Source organism: Mesorhizobium sp. CA4 (assembly GCF_020165075.1).
GTDB lineage: Bacteria > Pseudomonadota > Alphaproteobacteria > Rhizobiales > Rhizobiaceae > Mesorhizobium.
Map to the genome: position 1 here is coordinate 46,541 of NZ_JAIUHK010000003.1, position 15,650 is coordinate 62,190.

16 protein-coding genes are annotated in these 15,650 nt (G+C 65.5%); 9 read left to right on the forward strand and 7 right to left on the reverse strand.

The genetic code is table 11. The features are described from left to right. Positions 1–90: 90 nt before the first annotated feature. Entirely contained in the window at positions 91–666 is a 576-nt protein-coding gene (locus LB528_RS03255; RefSeq protein ID WP_224516737.1) for a hypothetical protein, read from the forward strand. A gap of 72 nt (positions 667–738) precedes the next feature. Then, positions 739–1,710: a S8/S53 family peptidase gene (locus tag LB528_RS03260; protein WP_224713832.1), complete on the forward strand. Its 972-nt coding sequence runs from the start codon at positions 739–741 to the stop codon at positions 1,708–1,710. A 22-nt stretch (positions 1,711–1,732) separates the two neighbouring features. On the opposite strand, the gene LB528_RS03265 is transcribed toward LB528_RS03260, so the two are convergent. The 3 genes from LB528_RS03265 to LB528_RS03275 are packed head-to-tail and all read right to left on the reverse strand — an operon-like array spanning position 1,733 to position 4,319. Beyond that, entirely contained in the window at positions 1,733–3,001 is a 1,269-nt protein-coding gene (locus tag LB528_RS03265) for a CCA tRNA nucleotidyltransferase (protein ID WP_224516739.1), read from the reverse strand. Then, a complete protein-coding gene (locus LB528_RS03270) occupies positions 2,998–3,630 on the reverse strand; it encodes a CoA pyrophosphatase (protein ID WP_224516740.1) in 633 nt (210 codons plus the stop codon). Before LB528_RS03270 ends, LB528_RS03265 begins: the two co-directional genes overlap by 4 nt. Further along, the gene (locus LB528_RS03275) at positions 3,630–4,319 is read right to left on the reverse strand and encodes a DUF1285 domain-containing protein (protein ID WP_224713948.1); all 690 of its coding nucleotides are present in this window, start codon (positions 4,317–4,319) and stop codon (positions 3,630–3,632) included. The genes LB528_RS03270 and LB528_RS03275 overlap by 1 nt, the downstream gene beginning before the upstream one ends. Before the next feature lie 154 nt (positions 4,320–4,473). Between LB528_RS03275 and LB528_RS03280 the strand changes: the two genes are divergently transcribed. From LB528_RS03280 to LB528_RS03295, 4 genes are read left to right on the forward strand one after another with little or no spacing between them, the layout of a single operon-like run. Continuing rightward, positions 4,474–5,478 (forward strand): AAA family ATPase, encoded by a 1,005-nt coding sequence (locus LB528_RS03280; protein ID WP_224516741.1) that lies wholly within the window; start codon positions 4,474–4,476, stop codon positions 5,476–5,478. After that, positions 5,478–6,392 (forward strand): DUF58 domain-containing protein, encoded by a 915-nt coding sequence (locus LB528_RS03285; RefSeq protein WP_224516742.1) that lies wholly within the window; start codon positions 5,478–5,480, stop codon positions 6,390–6,392. The genes LB528_RS03280 and LB528_RS03285 overlap by 1 nt, the downstream gene beginning before the upstream one ends. Continuing rightward, positions 6,389–9,211 carry a DUF4159 domain-containing protein gene (locus tag LB528_RS03290; protein ID WP_224713833.1) on the forward strand — a complete coding sequence of 941 codons (2,823 nt, stop codon included), beginning with the start codon at positions 6,389–6,391 and terminating at the stop codon, positions 9,209–9,211. Before LB528_RS03285 ends, LB528_RS03290 begins: the two co-directional genes overlap by 4 nt. A gap of 3 nt (positions 9,212–9,214) precedes the next feature. Beyond that, positions 9,215–11,302: a hypothetical protein gene (locus LB528_RS03295; RefSeq protein WP_224713834.1), complete on the forward strand. Its 2,088-nt coding sequence runs from the start codon at positions 9,215–9,217 to the stop codon at positions 11,300–11,302. Positions 11,303–11,344: 42 nt separating this feature from the next. On the opposite strand, the gene clpS is transcribed toward LB528_RS03295, so the two are convergent. From clpS to LB528_RS03315, 4 genes are all read right to left on the reverse strand, one after another. After that, positions 11,345–11,650, reverse strand: coding sequence for an ATP-dependent Clp protease adapter ClpS (gene clpS, locus LB528_RS03300; RefSeq protein WP_040989718.1), 306 nt, complete (start codon positions 11,648–11,650; stop codon positions 11,345–11,347). A gap of 132 nt (positions 11,651–11,782) precedes the next feature. Then, on the reverse strand, positions 11,783–12,097 hold the full coding sequence (locus LB528_RS03305) for a hypothetical protein (RefSeq protein WP_224516746.1): 315 nt from the start codon (positions 12,095–12,097) through the stop codon (positions 11,783–11,785). 154 nt (positions 12,098–12,251) lie between these two features. Then, positions 12,252–12,485, reverse strand: coding sequence for a hypothetical protein (locus tag LB528_RS03310; protein WP_224516747.1), 234 nt, complete (start codon positions 12,483–12,485; stop codon positions 12,252–12,254). Positions 12,486–12,521: 36 nt separating this feature from the next. Continuing rightward, a complete protein-coding gene (locus LB528_RS03315) occupies positions 12,522–12,824 on the reverse strand; it encodes a hypothetical protein (RefSeq protein ID WP_224516748.1) in 303 nt (100 codons plus the stop codon). Between the two features lie 233 nt (positions 12,825–13,057). On the opposite strand from LB528_RS03315, the gene LB528_RS03320 reads away from it, so the two are divergent. The 3 genes from LB528_RS03320 to LB528_RS03330 all read left to right on the forward strand — a co-directional run bounded on the left by LB528_RS03320 (position 13,058) and on the right by LB528_RS03330 (position 15,650). Continuing rightward, entirely contained in the window at positions 13,058–13,774 is a 717-nt protein-coding gene (locus LB528_RS03320) for a response regulator (protein WP_224516749.1), read from the forward strand. Beyond that, positions 13,771–15,180: an ATP-binding protein gene (locus LB528_RS03325; protein WP_224516750.1), complete on the forward strand. Its 1,410-nt coding sequence runs from the start codon at positions 13,771–13,773 to the stop codon at positions 15,178–15,180. Before LB528_RS03320 ends, LB528_RS03325 begins: the two co-directional genes overlap by 4 nt. A 95-nt stretch (positions 15,181–15,275) precedes the next feature. Then, entirely contained in the window at positions 15,276–15,650 is a 375-nt protein-coding gene (locus LB528_RS03330; protein WP_224516751.1) for a YciI family protein, read from the forward strand.

Sequence of the window (15,650 nt, forward strand, 5' to 3'; positions counted from 1 at the left end):
TCTCCGATCCATGATCCGGCCAGAGGGGCTGCCCGAGCAGCCTTCGTCATCAAGGCGCTGTCCGGAATGATGGGGCGAGGTGCTTCGCGCATGCGCGAGCGGTCCAACATCGGAGTCGGTCTCTGCGCGGCGCTCCTGTCGAGCGCCTTGCTCTTTGCGTCGCCAGTAACGGCCCAGGAATGGACGACCTCGCTCGTCGATATTCATCAGGGTTCTCCACTCAGCGATCGCGCCAGGAGCCTCGGCAATGGCGGCTATGAGTTGCAGGGCGGAAGCTGGGTATCGTTCACCCATTGGTACCATGCGAGCTGGGTCGATATGCATGCGGATCTTCTTACCCAGATCACACCCGATACCGGCATTCTTTGGGGATTTGGCACAGGCGAGCAAGCCGAGAAATACCGTATCGAGCCCAGCCTGAAGCTTGGCTTCCTCACCCAGATCCATCCCAATCCGAACAGCACGCTGTCGCTTTCCGTCACCTCGACCATCGGCGGCGGCCTCACTGAAAAGCCTTGCGAAGCCGACTATGGCGACCTGGGCACCTACAGCGTCAATTGCCGGCTCGCGGCGGGCGAGACGGCGCCGGAGGAAACCTTGAAATATCTGGTCAGCGCCAAGCCGGAGACCATGCATCTCTGGTTGAATTACCGTCTCACATTCTGATTGCGGGAGCCGCAAATGAACATCATCTCGTGCCCAAATTCGCGCCCGTCCCGGTCCTCGTTGGACTGGAGAATGACCCTGAAATTGGGCGTTGCAGCCGCTTTAGCCGCCCTTTCGGCGCCGACTGCCTCGGCGCAGGAGGTCCTCAGCGCGGACGAGATGGCCGCGCTCTGCCATGGCGGCGGCTCCATCTGCGTGAGCGCAAAGATCCCGGTCGCGCGCACGACGCAAACGGTACAGAACTGGATGAGCCCCGACGTCGGCGCCGCATGGGCAGCCGGCTACAAGGGCAGGGGCGTCACCATCACAATGGTCGACGACTTCAGCAGCACGTCGCGTTTTTCCGGCAATTTCGGGGTCGGCGTGCAGACCCAGCGGCACGGCGAATGGACGCGCGAGGAGGCAAGCATGATTGCTCCCGCCGCGACCATCCGCTCCAAGGATTTCTCGACGGGCACGGCGGTTTCGCTGGCACGCGGCCTCAACGTGCTGAACCTCAGCTACGGCATGTACGCCACCGCCGGCTACAGCGCGAACCAGATCTGGTGGGCTCCAGAGGAGTCCTCGATCATCTCCTACGCCACCAAAGGTTCGGCCATCGTCTCGAAGGCGGCCGGCAATGACTCTGTCGCCGTCGGCGGGGTCACCGATGGCCAGCAGGACTATCTCGACCTTGCCCTGATCGGCAAACCGACGGCGATCTTCGTCGGCGCGCTGTCGACGAACGGCACCACAGCCAACAAGGCCCAGCTCGCCTGGTATTCCGACTATGCCGGCTCCAACACGGCTGTGCAGAGCCACTTCCTGGTGGTCGGCGTCGAGGGCGACAAGACCGGTCTCTACGGAACATCTTTCGCCGCGCCGATCATCTCAGGCTATGCTGCGATCATCGGCAGCAAGTTCACCAAGGCGACGCCGGTGCAGATCACGAACGACCTGCTCAACACTGCCCGCACCGACACGCTGGTGGACTACGACCCCTCGGTCTACGGCAAGGGCGAGGCAAGCCTTTCCCGCGCGCTCGCCCCTGTTGCGATCCATTGACAGGCGCGGCCGCCTGAACAGGTTAGATCTCCAGCGCGTGCGCGGCGCGCTCCATCAGCACGCCGCGTTCCAGGGTGAAGCCCGATTCGACCCATTCCTTCTCGAGGTTCTTCAGCGTCGCGCCGAGCTTCGGCCCCGGCGAGGCGCCAAGCGCGGTCAGGTCGGCGCCTTTGATCGGAAACACCGGCTTTTGCCATTTCAGCGTGAAATTGAGCAGGCGTGAGAAACCGCCGGCTTCCATCATCGCCTGATTGTCCTCGACGGCACGCGTTCGCGCCGCGGCAAGCGCCAGCCGGATGCGGTCGACATAGCCATTGCGATCGCCGTGATAGAGTTTCTTGGCCAGTTCGGTTTCGGTCACCTTCGCATCCGGCGCAATAGTCAACGCCCAATGCCGCAGGCGGTCGGCCTCGTCGTTCGACAATCGCAGCCGCTCGCCAAGCGTCTTCATGCGTAAGGCATCGGGCGGGACGATCGCCTCCAGCCTCAGCACAGGATCGGCGGCCCAGCCGAGATCTTTTCCAGTCTTGACCAGGCCATGGATCGCGTCAATGCCCCATTTCTCGCTCTCCGGCAGCACGGCGGTGAGCACGCCGGCCTGGCGCATCCACAAGAGCGCGCGCGAGGGATCGGGCGCCGACAGCAGCTTCTTCAGTTCGGACCAGACGCGTTCGGCCGAAAGCCGCGCAAGCCCGTCCTTCAGCCTTGCGCAGGCCTTCAGCCCATCCGCGTCCGGCCGTCCGTCGCCATACCAGGCAAAGAAACGGAAAAAGCGCAGGATGCGCAGATAATCCTCCCGGATGCGCGCTTCCGCGTCGCCGATGAAACGCAGCCGCCGCGCCTCTATATCGGCAACGCCGCCGACGAGGTCGACGATCGTGCCATCGGCCTCGGCGTAGAGCGCGTTGATGGTGAAGTCGCGCCGCTCGGCGTCCGCTTTCCAGTCGCGCCCGAAGATCACTTTTGCCCGCCGCCCGTCGGTCTCGATATCGGCCCTGAGCGTCGTCACTTCATAAGGCTTGCCGCCGGCGATCACCGTGATCGTGCCATGCTCGATGCCTGTTGGCACAGTCTTGAAGCCGGCCGCCTCGGCGCGCCGGATCGTTTCCTCGGGCACGGTGGTCGCAGCGATGTCGATGTCGGCGACCGGCTGGCCGATCAGCGCATTGCGCACCGCGCCGCCGGCGACACGCGCTTCCTCTCCGCCTTGCTTCAGCGCCGCAAGCAGCTTCTGCAGATGCTTGTCGGCCAGCCAATCGGCCCTGCCCGAGAGTGACGTCTCAGCGCTCAACCGTAAAGCCTTTCATAGAGCGTGCGGATGATGCCGGCGGTGACGCCCCAGATGCGCTGGCCGCCATAGGGCATCTCGTAGAAGAACCATTCGAGCTCGTTCCACATGCGGCTGTCGCGCGCGTGGTTGGCCGGGTCCATAAGGAAGCTCAAGGGCACCTCGAAGGCGGCGTCGACCTCGTCGACATTGAGCGTCAGCGAAAAGCCGGGCCGCACGATGGCAAGCACCGGCACGATACGGTAGCCGCTGCCCGCGACATAGTCCGGCATGCGGCCGATGATCTCGACATGGCCACGATCGAGGCCGATCTCCTCGAAGGTCTCGCGCAAAGCGGCGGCCTCGGGGCTTGAATCGGTCGTATCGATGGTGCCGCCCGGAAAAGCCACCTGGCCGGAATGGCTGCGCAGCTTCTCGGCGCGTTTGGTGAGCAGCACCATGGCGCCCTCGGCACGGTCGATCACCGGGATCAGCACCGCCGCGTCGCGCAATGGCTTGATGTGCTTGAGCCTGGGATGGCCGGGATTGAAGCGATGGTCGCCGAAATCGTCGCCAGGGCCGATCGCGGCCTGCGCGGCGACGCGCGCCCGAAAGTCTGCGATCGAAAACGGCGCCGGCGTCACCTGGTCCATCACGCGCTCAGCCGTTTCAGCTTCTCGGCCGGCATGATCGGATAAACCTCGCCGCCCGAGCGGACGGCGAACATCGCCCTGCCGTCGATGTCGATCTCCTCGCCGTGCTCGACCAGTTCATACATCACCGGCCGCGCCACCAGCGCCTCCAACCGTCCGCGCACCAGCACATAGGGCTTCAACCCCCCGGTTTCGTGCTCGTCGACGAAGCGCAGCGGATGACCGGGGCCGGCCGCGACGACGTCGCCGACATTGGTACGGAAGGTGATGACCTGCTCGCCCCCGCTCCCCGACACGTCCATTTCGACGGCGATGAAGGGCGCGTCGACGACGCGGATCCCGACCCGCTCGACCGGCGTCACCAAATAGGTCTTGCCGTCGTCATCCTTGCGCAGCACGCTGGAAAAGAGCTGCACCAGCGGCATGCGTCCGATCGGCGTGCCGAGATAGAACCATGTGCCGTCGGCCTTGATCTCCATGTCGAGATCGCCGCAGAAATCGGGATTCCAGCGCTCGACCGGCGCCGGCCCCTTGCCGGCCCGCGCCGCGCGCGAGATCAGCGCCTCCAGGCCCCGCGCCTCGGTGGCCCCAGTCAGACTCTGGTTGCTCAGATTCTGGTTGCTCAGGCTCTGTTTGCCCAGGCTCTGCTCGTCCGGGCTTGGTTCACGATGTTCGCTGCGTTCGGCCATGGTCACGAAATAGTCACTGTTGTCCCGATTGTCAGCCTTGTCCGCCCGAGTCTGTGATTTAAGTTCAATTGCAGGCGCCGGGTGAGGCCGAATCGCGGCATTCTGCGGCATTGAGAATGCAGGCCGGCATTTCCAACCACAAGGATCGAACGGCATGAGCGTGATGATCAAGGAGAGCCCGATCAGCGAAAAAGCGATGATCGAGGAAGCCGAAAAGGCGCTGGCCGACATCTCCAGGGTCCGCGACGCGGTCGGCCGGGTGATCTTCGGCCAGGAAGCCGTCGTCGAGCGCGCACTGGTGGCGCTTCTGGCGGGCGGCCATGCGCTGCTGGTCGGTGTGCCGGGTCTCGCCAAGACCAAGCTGGTCGAGACATTGGGCATCGTGCTTGGCCTCGATTCGCGCCGCGTCCAGTTCACGCCCGACCTGATGCCGTCGGACATCCTCGGCTCCGAGGTGATGGAGCAGGACGAGTTCGGCAAGCGGTCCTTCCGCTTCATTTCCGGGCCGATCTTCACGCAATTGCTGATGGCGGACGAGATCAACCGCGCCTCGCCGCGCACGCAGTCGGCGCTGCTGCAGGCGATGCAGGAATATCATGTCACCATCGCCGGAGCCCGCCACGACCTGCCCTCGCCCTTCCATGTGCTGGCCACGCAGAACCCGCTGGAGCAGGAAGGCACCTATCCGCTCCCTGAGGCCCAGCTCGACCGTTTCCTGATGCAAGTCGACATTCTCTATCCGGAGATCGAGGCGGAACGCCGCATCCTGCTCGAAACGACCGGCGTCGACGAGGCAAAGGCCGACAACGTGCTGCAGCCGGCCAGGCTCAGGGAAATCCAGACGCTGATCCGTCGCATGCCGGTGCCGGAAAGCGTCGTCGAGGCGATCCTCAAACTGGTGCGTTCGGCCCGGCCAGGCCAGGGCAATGCCGAGACCGACAAGCACGTCGCCTGGGGGCCGGGCCCCCGCGCCAGCCAGGCGCTGACCCTGTGCGCCCGCGCCCGCGCCCTATATGATGGCAGGTTGGCGCCTTCGGTCGACGACGTTCGCGCCTTGGCCGAACCGGTGCTGCAGCATCGCATGGCGCTGACTTTCGCCGCCCGCGCCGAAGGCACTTCCGTGCGTGACGTGGTGGCGAAGCTGGCAAAAGGCATCTGATGGGTCGAATAGGCGAGGTCCAGGCACCGGTTGCGACGCGCGACGCGCTCGCCCGTGGCCGGTTGCGGGCTTCACTGGTGCCGGACCTGCTGGTCGAGGCGCGCCGTATCGTCAATACGGTGATCGCCGGCTGGCATGGCCGCCGCAAGCGCGGCATCGGCGAGAATTTCTGGCAGTTCCGGCCTTATGTCGAAGGGGATTCCTCGCGCATCGACTGGCGCCGCTCGGCGAGAGATGACCATACCTATGTGCGCGACCGTGAATGGGAAGCCGCGCACACCGTCTGGCTCTGGGCCGACCCCTCGCCTTCGATGCTCTACAAATCCGCCGCGGCAAGCGTTTCCAAGGAATCGCGCGCGCTGGTGCTGGCGCTCGCCTTGGCCGAGCTTCTGTCGCGCAGCGGCGAGCGCATCGCCTGGCCGGGCCTGACCGACCCGTTCACCGCCCGCAGTGGCGCCGAGCGTATCGCCGCCCAGCTGAGCCATGCCGTTGCGCTTCCCGCCAAGCCGGATCTGTCGGCCATCCGCCGCTTCTGCGACATCGTGCTGGTCAGCGATTTTCTCGATCCGGTCGAGGAAACCATGGCTTGGCTCGACGTGCTCGCCCGCCACGGCGTGCGCGCGCATCTGATCGAGGTGGCCGATCCGGCGGAGGAAACCTTCCCCTATGCCGGCCGCACCGAGTTCACCGATCCCGAGACCGGCGACAAGCTGACCGCCGGCCGCGCCGAGATGCTGGCCGAGGAATATCGCCTGCTATACCGGGCCCGCCGCGAGGAACTGGCCGCCTGGTGCAAGCGTCTCGGCTGGAGCTACACCGTCAACCACACCGACCGCCTCGCCTCTGAGGCGCTGGTTCGTGTCCACTTGGCCATGACCGCCGACGGCACCAATTTCGGAAAGGCGGTCGCATGAGTTGGCTGCCGCTTTCCTTCGGGGCGCCCATGGTGCTGTGGGGCCTTCTGGCGCTGCCGGTGATCTGGTGGCTGCTGCGCTTCACCCCGCCCAGGCCGCAGATGGAGGTTTTCCCGCCGCTGAGAATTCTCGCCCGGGTCCTGAGGCGCGAAGAAACCCCGCAGCAAAGCCCGTGGTGGCTGACGCTGCTTCGTTTGCTGATGGCGGCGCTCATCGTGATGGCGCTGGGCGAGCCGGTCTTCAATCCGCGCGAAAAACTGCCGGCGGAAGGTGCCGCCCTGGCGCTTGTCGTCGACAATGGCTGGGCGAGCGCCGCCGACTGGAACAAGCGCGTGGCCACCGCCGAGCGGCTGATCGCCGACGCCGGCTCGAACGGCGTGCCGGTCGTGATCGCCTTCACCGCCGAGAAGCCCAATGCCGAGATCGGCCCTTTCGACGCCTCGGCCGCGCTCGATCACCTGCGTGCCGCCAAGCCGCGGCCGATTCCTACCGACAGGCCCGCCGTCTACGCCCGCGTCGCCGCCGCGTTGGAGCGCCTGCCGGGCGCCAGCGTCGCGGTGCTCGCCGATGGGCTTGCCGCCAAAGGCGACGAAGCCGCTTTCAGGACGCTGCTCGAAAAGAATGCGACACGGCTGGTCTGGGCCACGTCCGACCGGCCCTCCGTGACCGGCCTGATCGGCGCCGACAATCAGGTCGACGGTTTCGCTTTGACCGCCATTCGCGCGCCCGGCAATCCGGCGCCGGCGCAGGTCACCGCTGGCGCCTTCGACGACAAGGGCCGCCGCATCGCCGATGCGACGCTGACCTTCGCGCCGGGCGAAGCCACCGCCACGGGAACAATGGCGGTCCCCTTCGAACTGCGCAACGATTTCGCTTCGATCGCGCTCGACGGCGAGCGCCAGGCCGGCGCCGTGCGCGTGCTGGACGAGAGCTCCAAACGCCGCCGCGTCGGCCTTCTGTCGCAGGCCGAGGCCGACCAGGCGCAGCCGCTTCTGTCGCCGCTCTATTACATCCGCCGCGCCCTGCAGCCGTTCGCCGACCTGGTCGAGCCGTCGAGCGCCGATCTGGCCGACGCCATTCCGCAGCTTCTCGACCAGAAGCCGGCGATGATCATCATGGCCGATGTCGGCACCATCCCGGCGCAGGTCAAGCAGCGGCTGGTCGACTGGGTCGACAAGGGCGGCACGCTGGTGCGCTTTGCCGGTCCCCGTCTTGCCGCGGCCGGCAATGACGACGACCTTTTGCCGGTCAGGCTGCGCAGCGGCGAGCGCGCGCTGGGCGGCGCGCTGTCCTGGACGACGCCGCAGGCGGTGACCGAATTCCCGAAGAACGGTCCCTTCGCCGATCTTTCGCCGCCCTCCGAGGTGACGGTGAGCCGGCAGGTTCTGGCCGAGCCGACGCCCGACATCGTCGAGCGCACCTGGGCCACGCTCGCCGACGGCACGCCGCTGGTGACGGGCATGAAGAAGGACAAGGGCACGCTGGTGCTCTTTCATGTCACGCCCGAGGCGACCTGGTCGAACCTGCCGATCTCCGGCAGCTTCGTCGAAATGCTGAGACGCGTCGTGCAGCTGTCGCGCAACCAGGGCGCCGCGATCGCCAATGCCGAGGCCACCGCCGCATCGCTCGCGCCCTACCGCATGATCAGCGCCGACGGCATGCTGACGCCGCCCTCACCGGATGCCCGGCCGCTGGTGCCCGGCGCCGGTCCGCTGCCGGTGACGCTGGAGAATCCGCCCGGCCTTTACGGCTCCGAAACGGGCGTCTTCGCGCATAATCTGCTCGATGCGTCGAGCACGTTCACGCCGCTGGTCCGTCCGCAGGTTTCGCTGCCGGTGACAGCCATCCCCTATGCCTTCGATGAATCGGAGAACCTGAAGGGCCCGCTGGTCGCCATCGCGCTCCTGTTGATGGTGCTCGACACTTTGGCCGTGTTCTGGATGGGGGGTCTGCTGGCGCGCCGGCCGCGCCGCGCCGGCACGGCGGCGACCGCCGCGGCCGTTCTGGTCGTGCTGGGCGGCCTCTTCGGCCATGCCGATCTTGCCCGCGCCGACGATTCCAAGCCCGGCGACACCCAGGCGATCGAAGACATTTCGAAAACCCGCATCGCTTATGTCATCACCGGCGAGCCGGGCGTCGATTCGATCAGCCGCGCCGGCCTCGAGGGCCTCACCCGTTTCCTGGTCGAGAAGACCGCGCTCGAGCCCGGCCCGCCGGCCGGCGTCGACATCGCCAAGGACGAACTATCCTTCTTCCCGCTGATCTATTGGCCGATCGATGCGACGGCGCCCATGCCCAGCCAGGCGGCGATCGCCCGCATCGACGCCTATATGCAGCAGGGCGGCACGGTACTGTTCGACACGCGGGACCAGTTTTCCAACGGCATTGGCGCCGGCTCGGCAAGCCCGGCGACCGAGCGGCTGCGCGACATCCTGGGTAATCTCAACGTGCCGCCACTGGAGCCGGTGCCGTCGGACCACGTGCTGACCAAGTCCTTCTTCATCCTTCCGGAATTCCCCGGCCGTTTCAACGGCAGCCCGCTCTGGGTCGAGGCCTCGCTCGACGCCAGCAACACCGAGAACCGCCCCGTGCGCACCGGCGACGGCGTCTCGCCGATCATGATCACCGCCAATGATTTCGCCGGCGCCTGGGCGACCGACGAGAACGGCGATCCGATGCTGCCGACCGTGCCGCCGGATCCGATGCAGCGCATCTACGCGCTGCGTGCCGGCGTCAACATCATGATGTATATGCTGACCGGCAACTACAAATCCGATCAGGTGCATGTGCCGGTGCTGCTCGAACGGCTGGGGCAGTAGATCATGAACTGGTCTATCTCGTTCGAACCGCTTCTCTCCTGGCCGCTCTTCGGCCTGCTCTTCGTGCCCTTGCTCTTGCTGGCTCTGGTCGGCCTGTGGTTCCGCCAGCGCGGATCGGCATCGCGCTTCATTGCGCTGCTCGCGCTTGCCGCTTCATTGCTCAATCCCGTTTTCCTCGCCGAGGAGCGCGAGGCGCTGAAGAGCGTCGTCGCTCTTGTCGTCGACCGCAGCCAGAGCCAGGACATCGGCGACCGCACCAAGCAGACCGACGAAGCGCTGGCCGGCCTGCAGCAGCGTCTTGCCCGCTTCAAGCAGTTCGATGTCCGTGTCGTCGAGGCCGGCAAGTCCGAAGCCGCCGACGATCGCACCGAAACCAGGCTGTTCAGCGCGCTGGAAGGCGTCTTCCGCGACGTGCCGCCGTCGCGCATCGGCGGTGCCGTCATGATCACCGACGGCGAGGTGCATGATGCGCCTGCCGGCGCGCCGGAGTTCAACGCGCCGCTGCACGCGCTGATCACCGGCAATGAGCATGAGAAGGACCGCCGCATCCGTTTCGAGAACGCGCCGCGCTTCGGTCTCGTCGGCAAGCCGCTCGACATGACCTACCGCGTCATTTCGACGGAAGGCGACGGCGCGCCTGTGGACGTGCGCGTCTCGGTCAATGGCGAGCAGGTCTCGGTCGAGCACGCGACCGTCGGCCAACCGATGAAGCTCTCGGTCACGATACCCAACGCCGGCCGCAACATCGTCCAGCTCGGCATCGACCGGGAGCCCAGCGAACTGACCGACGCCAACAACCGGGCGATTGCCCTGGTCGACGGCATCCGCGAGAATCTGCGCGTGCTCTTGGTCTCCGGCGAGCCGCATGCCGGCGAGCGCACCTGGCGCAACCTTTTGAAGTCGGACGCGTCGGTCGATCTCGTCCATTTCACCATCCTGCGCCCGCCGGAAAAGCAGGACGGTACGCCGATCAACGAATTGTCGCTGATCGCTTTCCCGACGCGCGAGCTGTTCGTCGAGAAGATCAAGGATTTCGACCTGATCATCTTCGACCGCTACCAGCACCGCGACGTGCTGCCGATCCTCTATTACGATTACATCTCCGAATATGTCGAAAAAGGCGGTGCGCTGCTGATTGCCGCCGGCCCCGAATATGCCGGCGAAAACTCCATTGCCCGCACGCCGCTCAACGCCGCGCTGCCGGCCATGCCGACCGGCGAAGTGGTGGACAAGGCCTTCTATCCGCGCCTGACCGATCTCGGCCAGCGCCATCCGGTGACGCGCGGGCTCGACGGCTCGGCAAGCGAGCCGCCACATTGGAGCCGCTGGTTCCGCACCATCGGCGTCAAGAACCCGGAAGGCGAAGTGGTGATGAAGGGCGCCGACAACCGGCCCTTGCTCCTGCTCGACCGCAAGGGTGAAGGCCGGGTCGGTATACTCTTGTCAGACCAGGGCTGGCTGTGGGCGCGCGGCTTCGAAGGCGGCGGACCGCATGTCCAGCTCTACCGGCGCATTGCCCATTGGCTGATGAAGGAGCCTGAGCTGGAGGAGGAGCGGCTGACCGCCGACGGCCGCGGCATGGTGCTCGAAATCCGCCGCCAGACGATGAGCGACGATCCGGGTCCCGCCCAGGTGATCACGCCGTCCGGCAAGACCGTGACGGTGAAGCTCGAGAAGGCCGAGCCCGGCATTTTCACCGGAAGCCTGCTGACCAGCGAGATCGGCCTTTACCAGATCGGCAATGGCGATCTCACCGCGCTTGCCCATGTCGGTCCGGTCAACGCGCCGGAATTCTCCGACGTGGTTTCGACCGAGAACAGGCTGAAAGCGCCGGCCGAGGCGACCGGCGGCAGCGTACGGCGGCTGGCGCCGTCGTCGACGCTCGCCAATCTCGCCGGCGGCGTGACCCTGCCGTCGATCGTGCCGGTCCGCTCCTCAGCGGCCGCTTCGGGCGACGATTGGATAGGCCTGCGCACGACCGATGATAGCACGCTCAAGGCCGTGTCGCGCGTGCCGCTGTTCGGCGGCTTCCTCGGCCTCGGCCTCTTGCTGCTCGCCATCGGCTCGATGTGGTATCGCGAAGGACGGTGACGCCACCTCTTCCTTCTTCCCTTGTGAGAGAAGCGCCCTGCCCTATTCTTCCGGCTCGGTCGTGAACAGCAGCGGGTAGCCCTTGGCCTTGCCGGCATCGGTTGCGCGCGCCGCCTTGGTCTCGGCGACGTCGCGCGTAAACACCGCGACGACGCACACGCCGCGCGTATGCGCGGTGATCATGACGCGGTGCGCCTGGTCCTCGCTGAGCTTGAACTCTCCCTTGAGCACCGTCACCACGAATTCGCGCGGCGTGAAATCGTCATTGACGAGGATGACCTTGTAGAGCTTCGGCCGCTCGGTTTTCGGCTGCGTCTTGGTGCGGGGTTTGAGGACGGTTTCGGGCATCGGAATCCACCAGCGATGAACTGGGTTTTCATTTTCACTTTGTCACGCAGGAACGCGCACGTCTATTTGCCTGCGCAGCGGCAACAGGGCCAATGCGATGAAAACTCTATGTGCGGAAGCGTTGCCTGCCGGTCAACGGCCCTGCCGCCCGGCCGTGCGCGACCTGTCGGGGCCGCCTGATCCGCGCTCCAGGAGTGCGAAGAACATCCAAGCGACAAAGCCGATCATCGTCACGCCGGCCAGCACGAGCAAAATCCACGACTGCGCCGGCGTGATGTAGTCGAAGCTCGAAGAGATCAGCGGAGCGAACAGCTCAGGCTCGGTCCTGCCGCTGGCCGGATCCGGCACGGGGCTTGCGGTAAAGATCATCAACGACCGCGCGGCCGCCGTGGCGATCAGGCCGCCGAGTGTGAGCGAACGCATCAGGGACGAAAACCGCTTCTTCATGCGGATTGTCCTACTGCACCGGCATTGCAATCAGGTTAAGGGTCGCGCCAGGCGCAGCGGAAAGCTGCCGGTTGGGAGGCTTCCGTGCGTAAGCCGCTCCGGCCGAAATGGCCGGAACGGCTTTGCAATTTGCAAGATGATGCCGAAGCCCGGATCAGGTCTTCGGGGCGTCCTTCTTGTCGGCCTTCTTGACGACCTTCTTGTGCTTCTTGGCCGTCTTCTTGACGACTTTCTTCGCCGGCTTGGCGGTGGCGTCGGCCGGAGCGGTCGTGGTGGTCGTCGTCGAAGCAGCCGGAGCGGTGGTCGTCGTCTGGGCGTTGCCGAGAGCCGGCATCGCGAAGGCGAGAGCAACACCGAGGCCGAGGGCGGAGAGGATGGACTTCTTCATGGCTTCATTTCCTTTTCTTGCAGATCTGGATGAGCGTCACTGAACGGGATCGATCGGCGTCACTCCAAGCAGCTTCAAAGCGTTTGCGAGCGTCCGGATTCCCTGTGCCTGTTTCTTGTTGGCGCAGAACCGGTTTCCCTTTCTTTGCAGTGCTTTCGCCGCGGTGACCTGCGTTGCCGCGGCATGGGTTTCGAGGGCTTCGTCAACCTGACGGCTCAGATTGGTGCAACGCTCGGTCCGGGTGAGCGGGGCGACTTTCGCGGTGGAGGCGCCGGCCGCGGCTGTGATGAGTGATATGCTGAGCAAAGCACCCATCACGCTGATCCAGAACCTCTGCATTGGTCTTATCCGTTACTCCGGAAACTTGCGTCGCAGCCGATGACCTGACCGCCACGGCACCGGTTATGCCCTTGAAATTTTTCACGAGTTTTTCCCAACTGTAGAATTTTGTTTCCGGATTGTTTCTGGGGAATCCGCGCAGCGCGCGATCGCGGCACTGGCCAAGATGTGGCCCGAATTCTATCGTGTGGGTGTTTCGCGAAGAACGTCCGGCAAAGAACGATAGGTTTCGAGTGAAATCCGATGCGCACATACTGATCGTCGACGACGACAAGGGCATACGCGACCTGCTGCAGGAGTTCTTCCAGAAGCGCGGCCTGCACACCACGGTGGCCGGCGACGGCACCGAGATGGAAGCGGTCCTGCGCCGCACGCCGGTGGATCTGATCATTCTCGACGTGATGCTGCCCGGCAAAAGCGGGCTTGAGCTTTGCCGCGAGCTTCGCGCCAATTACACCACGCCCATCATCATGCTGACCGCGGTGACGGAAACGACCGATCGCGTCGTGGGCCTCGAAATGGGCGCAGACGACTACGTGCCCAAGCCCTTCGATCCGCGCGAGCTTCTGGCCCGCATCCGCGCCGTGCTGAGGCGCAACGGCAGCGCCGAGCCGCGTCGCCCCACCACCAAGCAGGTCTACCGCTTTGCCGGCTGGACCATGGACTGCGCGCGGCGCCGCCTGACGGCGCCCGACGACGTGCGGGTGGAGCTGACGATGGCCGAGTTCAACCTGCTGCAGACCTTCGTCAAAAGCGCGCAGCGCGTGCTTACCCGCGAGCAGCTGATCGAGCTGTCCGGCGGCGACACCGGCTACAGCTTCGACCGCAGCGTCGATATCCTGGTGAGCCGCTTGCGCCGCAAGATGGAAGACGACCCGAAGACGCCCAAACTGATTCTGACTGTGCGCAGCGGCGGCTATCAGTTCCTGCCCGAGACCACGTCCGAATGAGACGCTTCCTGCCGCAGACCCTGCCAGTCTGGGTGCTGCTGATCGTCATTGCCGGGCTCATGATCAGCCAGGTGACGACGCTCTACATCGTGGCGCGCGACCGCGCCGCCGCCAACAGCATCGTCGATCTCTACCGGCTGAACGACCGCGCCTACTCGCTGGTGCAGCTGTTGCATGACGCCCCGCCCGAAGAGCGCAAGGCAATCGCGTCCGGCCTGTTCAACTCGACCTATGCGCTGACGGTTTCGGACACGCCCGCCGTCACCTCTTCGATCGCCGGCGACGACGAGCTGGCCGAGCTTGAGGACATCCTGGTCGGCCGCCTGTCGAAATTCGGCGTCACCGACGCGCGCGTGCGGCGCGATCCGGCCACCCAGGAGGCCGACGTCCCGGACGGCCAGGCGGTGAACAAGGATGTCGGCCAGGTCGAGCGCGACCTGCTGGTTCTGGCCGCGGATTTCGCGCAGAGCGACAAGCTGACCGCCTCGCTGCGCTTTTCCGACGGGCAATGGCTGAATTTCACCGAGCCGATCACGCCGGCGGGACCGATACTGAGCGTCGACAGCCTGCCGCTCTACTCGCTGATCGCCGGTTTGATCGTCATCATGTCGATCTGGTCCCTGCGCCGGTTGACCGCGCCCTACCGGATGATGGAAACGGCGGTGAAGCGCATCGGCAACGACCTGAAAAGCCCGCCGATCGCCGAAAGCGGCAGCCGCGAGATCCGTGCCGCCGCGAAGGCGATCAATGCCATGCAGATGCGGCTGCGCGATTATGTCGAGGATCGCGAGCACCTCGCGGCGGCGCTGGCGCATGATCTGCGCACGCCGCTGACGCGCATGCGCCTGCGCCTTGAACTGCTGCGCAAGTCGTCGGCGCGCGAGGCGCTCGCGCACGACCTCGCCGATATCGAAAGCATCGCCAGCTCCGTCATCGACTTCGCCAAATTCGAGGTGACCGAGGAAAAGGCCGAGCGGATCGATTTCTGGTCGCTGGTGGAATCGGTGGCGGACTCCTTCGACGGCGCGTCCTTCGACGAAGACGTGGTCCCTTCGCGCGGCCTGATCTGCATCGCGCGGCCGGTAGCGCTGCGCCGCTGCGTCACCAATCTCATCCAGAACGCGGTGACTTACGGCAAGAAGGCGCATCTGGGCGTGCGCCGATCGGGCGACATGATCACGCTGTCGATCCGCGACGAAGGCCCCGGCATCCCGCAGGCGAAGCTGGATGCGGTGTTCGGCTCCTTCGTGCGGCTGGAGGAATCGCGCAACCGCACCACCGGCGGCCTCGGTCTCGGCCTGACCATCGCCCGCAATATCGCGCGCGGCGCCGGCGGCGAGGTCAATCTTTCCAACTACCCTGGTGGCGGCTTGTTGACGGAGCTACGGCTGCCGTTGGCAACTTGAGTCAGGAGTGGGCTTTGTCCTCCACCGGCGCCACTGGATCAGTCGAGCCATCCTTGTGATAGTGCGGCCCACCTGGTTACGAGGGAAATCCGCCCATGTTCTACGCCGTCCTGGCCTATCACGTGGAAGACACCGTGCAGTCCTGGTCGCCCGACGAGGATGCGGCGCTGATGAAAGACCTGCTCGAGCTCAACGACAGGCTGACGCGCGAGGGCAAGCTCGGGCCGGCGGCGAGGCTTGACGTCACGGCAAAGGCGGTGACGCTGCGCGGTCCCGGCGACGGCATGGTCATTGACGGCCCCTTCGCCGAAACCAAGGAGCAATTGCTCGGCCTCTATGTCCTCGACTGCGCGACCCAGGACGAAGCGATCGCCGCGGCGCGCGATCTCAAGCGCGTCAACCCCACCGCCGTCTACGAGATCCGGCCGATCATGCTCTATCTGCCCGGCGCCACGCTGAGAGTAAGCTGA

Excerpts from the sequence above, each read along its gene's own strand:
- LB528_RS03255 (WP_224516737.1), top strand. The coding sequence starts at position 91 with ATGCGCGAGCGGTCCAACATCGGAGTCGGTCTCTGCGCGGCGCTCCTG.
- LB528_RS03260 (WP_224713832.1), top strand. The coding sequence starts at position 739 with ATGACCCTGAAATTGGGCGTTGCAGCCGCTTTAGCCGCCCTTTCGGCG.
- LB528_RS03270 (WP_224516740.1), bottom strand. The coding sequence starts at position 3,630 with ATGGACCAGGTGACGCCGGCGCCGTTTTCGATCGCAGACTTTCGGGCG.
- LB528_RS03275 (WP_224713948.1), bottom strand. The coding sequence starts at position 4,319 with ATGGCCGAACGCAGCGAACATCGTGAACCAAGCCCGGACGAGCAGAGC.
- LB528_RS03280 (WP_224516741.1), top strand. The coding sequence starts at position 4,474 with ATGAGCGTGATGATCAAGGAGAGCCCGATCAGCGAAAAAGCGATGATC.
- LB528_RS03285 (WP_224516742.1), top strand. The coding sequence starts at position 5,478 with ATGGGTCGAATAGGCGAGGTCCAGGCACCGGTTGCGACGCGCGACGCG.
- LB528_RS03290 (WP_224713833.1), top strand. The coding sequence starts at position 6,389 with ATGAGTTGGCTGCCGCTTTCCTTCGGGGCGCCCATGGTGCTGTGGGGC.
- LB528_RS03295 (WP_224713834.1), top strand. The coding sequence starts at position 9,215 with ATGAACTGGTCTATCTCGTTCGAACCGCTTCTCTCCTGGCCGCTCTTC.
- clpS (WP_040989718.1), bottom strand. The coding sequence starts at position 11,650 with ATGCCCGAAACCGTCCTCAAACCCCGCACCAAGACGCAGCCGAAAACC.
- LB528_RS03305 (WP_224516746.1), bottom strand. The coding sequence starts at position 12,097 with ATGAAGAAGCGGTTTTCGTCCCTGATGCGTTCGCTCACACTCGGCGGC.
- LB528_RS03310 (WP_224516747.1), bottom strand. The coding sequence starts at position 12,485 with ATGAAGAAGTCCATCCTCTCCGCCCTCGGCCTCGGTGTTGCTCTCGCC.
- LB528_RS03315 (WP_224516748.1), bottom strand. The coding sequence starts at position 12,824 with ATGCAGAGGTTCTGGATCAGCGTGATGGGTGCTTTGCTCAGCATATCA.
- LB528_RS03325 (WP_224516750.1), top strand. The coding sequence starts at position 13,771 with ATGAGACGCTTCCTGCCGCAGACCCTGCCAGTCTGGGTGCTGCTGATC.
- LB528_RS03330 (WP_224516751.1), top strand. The coding sequence starts at position 15,276 with ATGTTCTACGCCGTCCTGGCCTATCACGTGGAAGACACCGTGCAGTCC.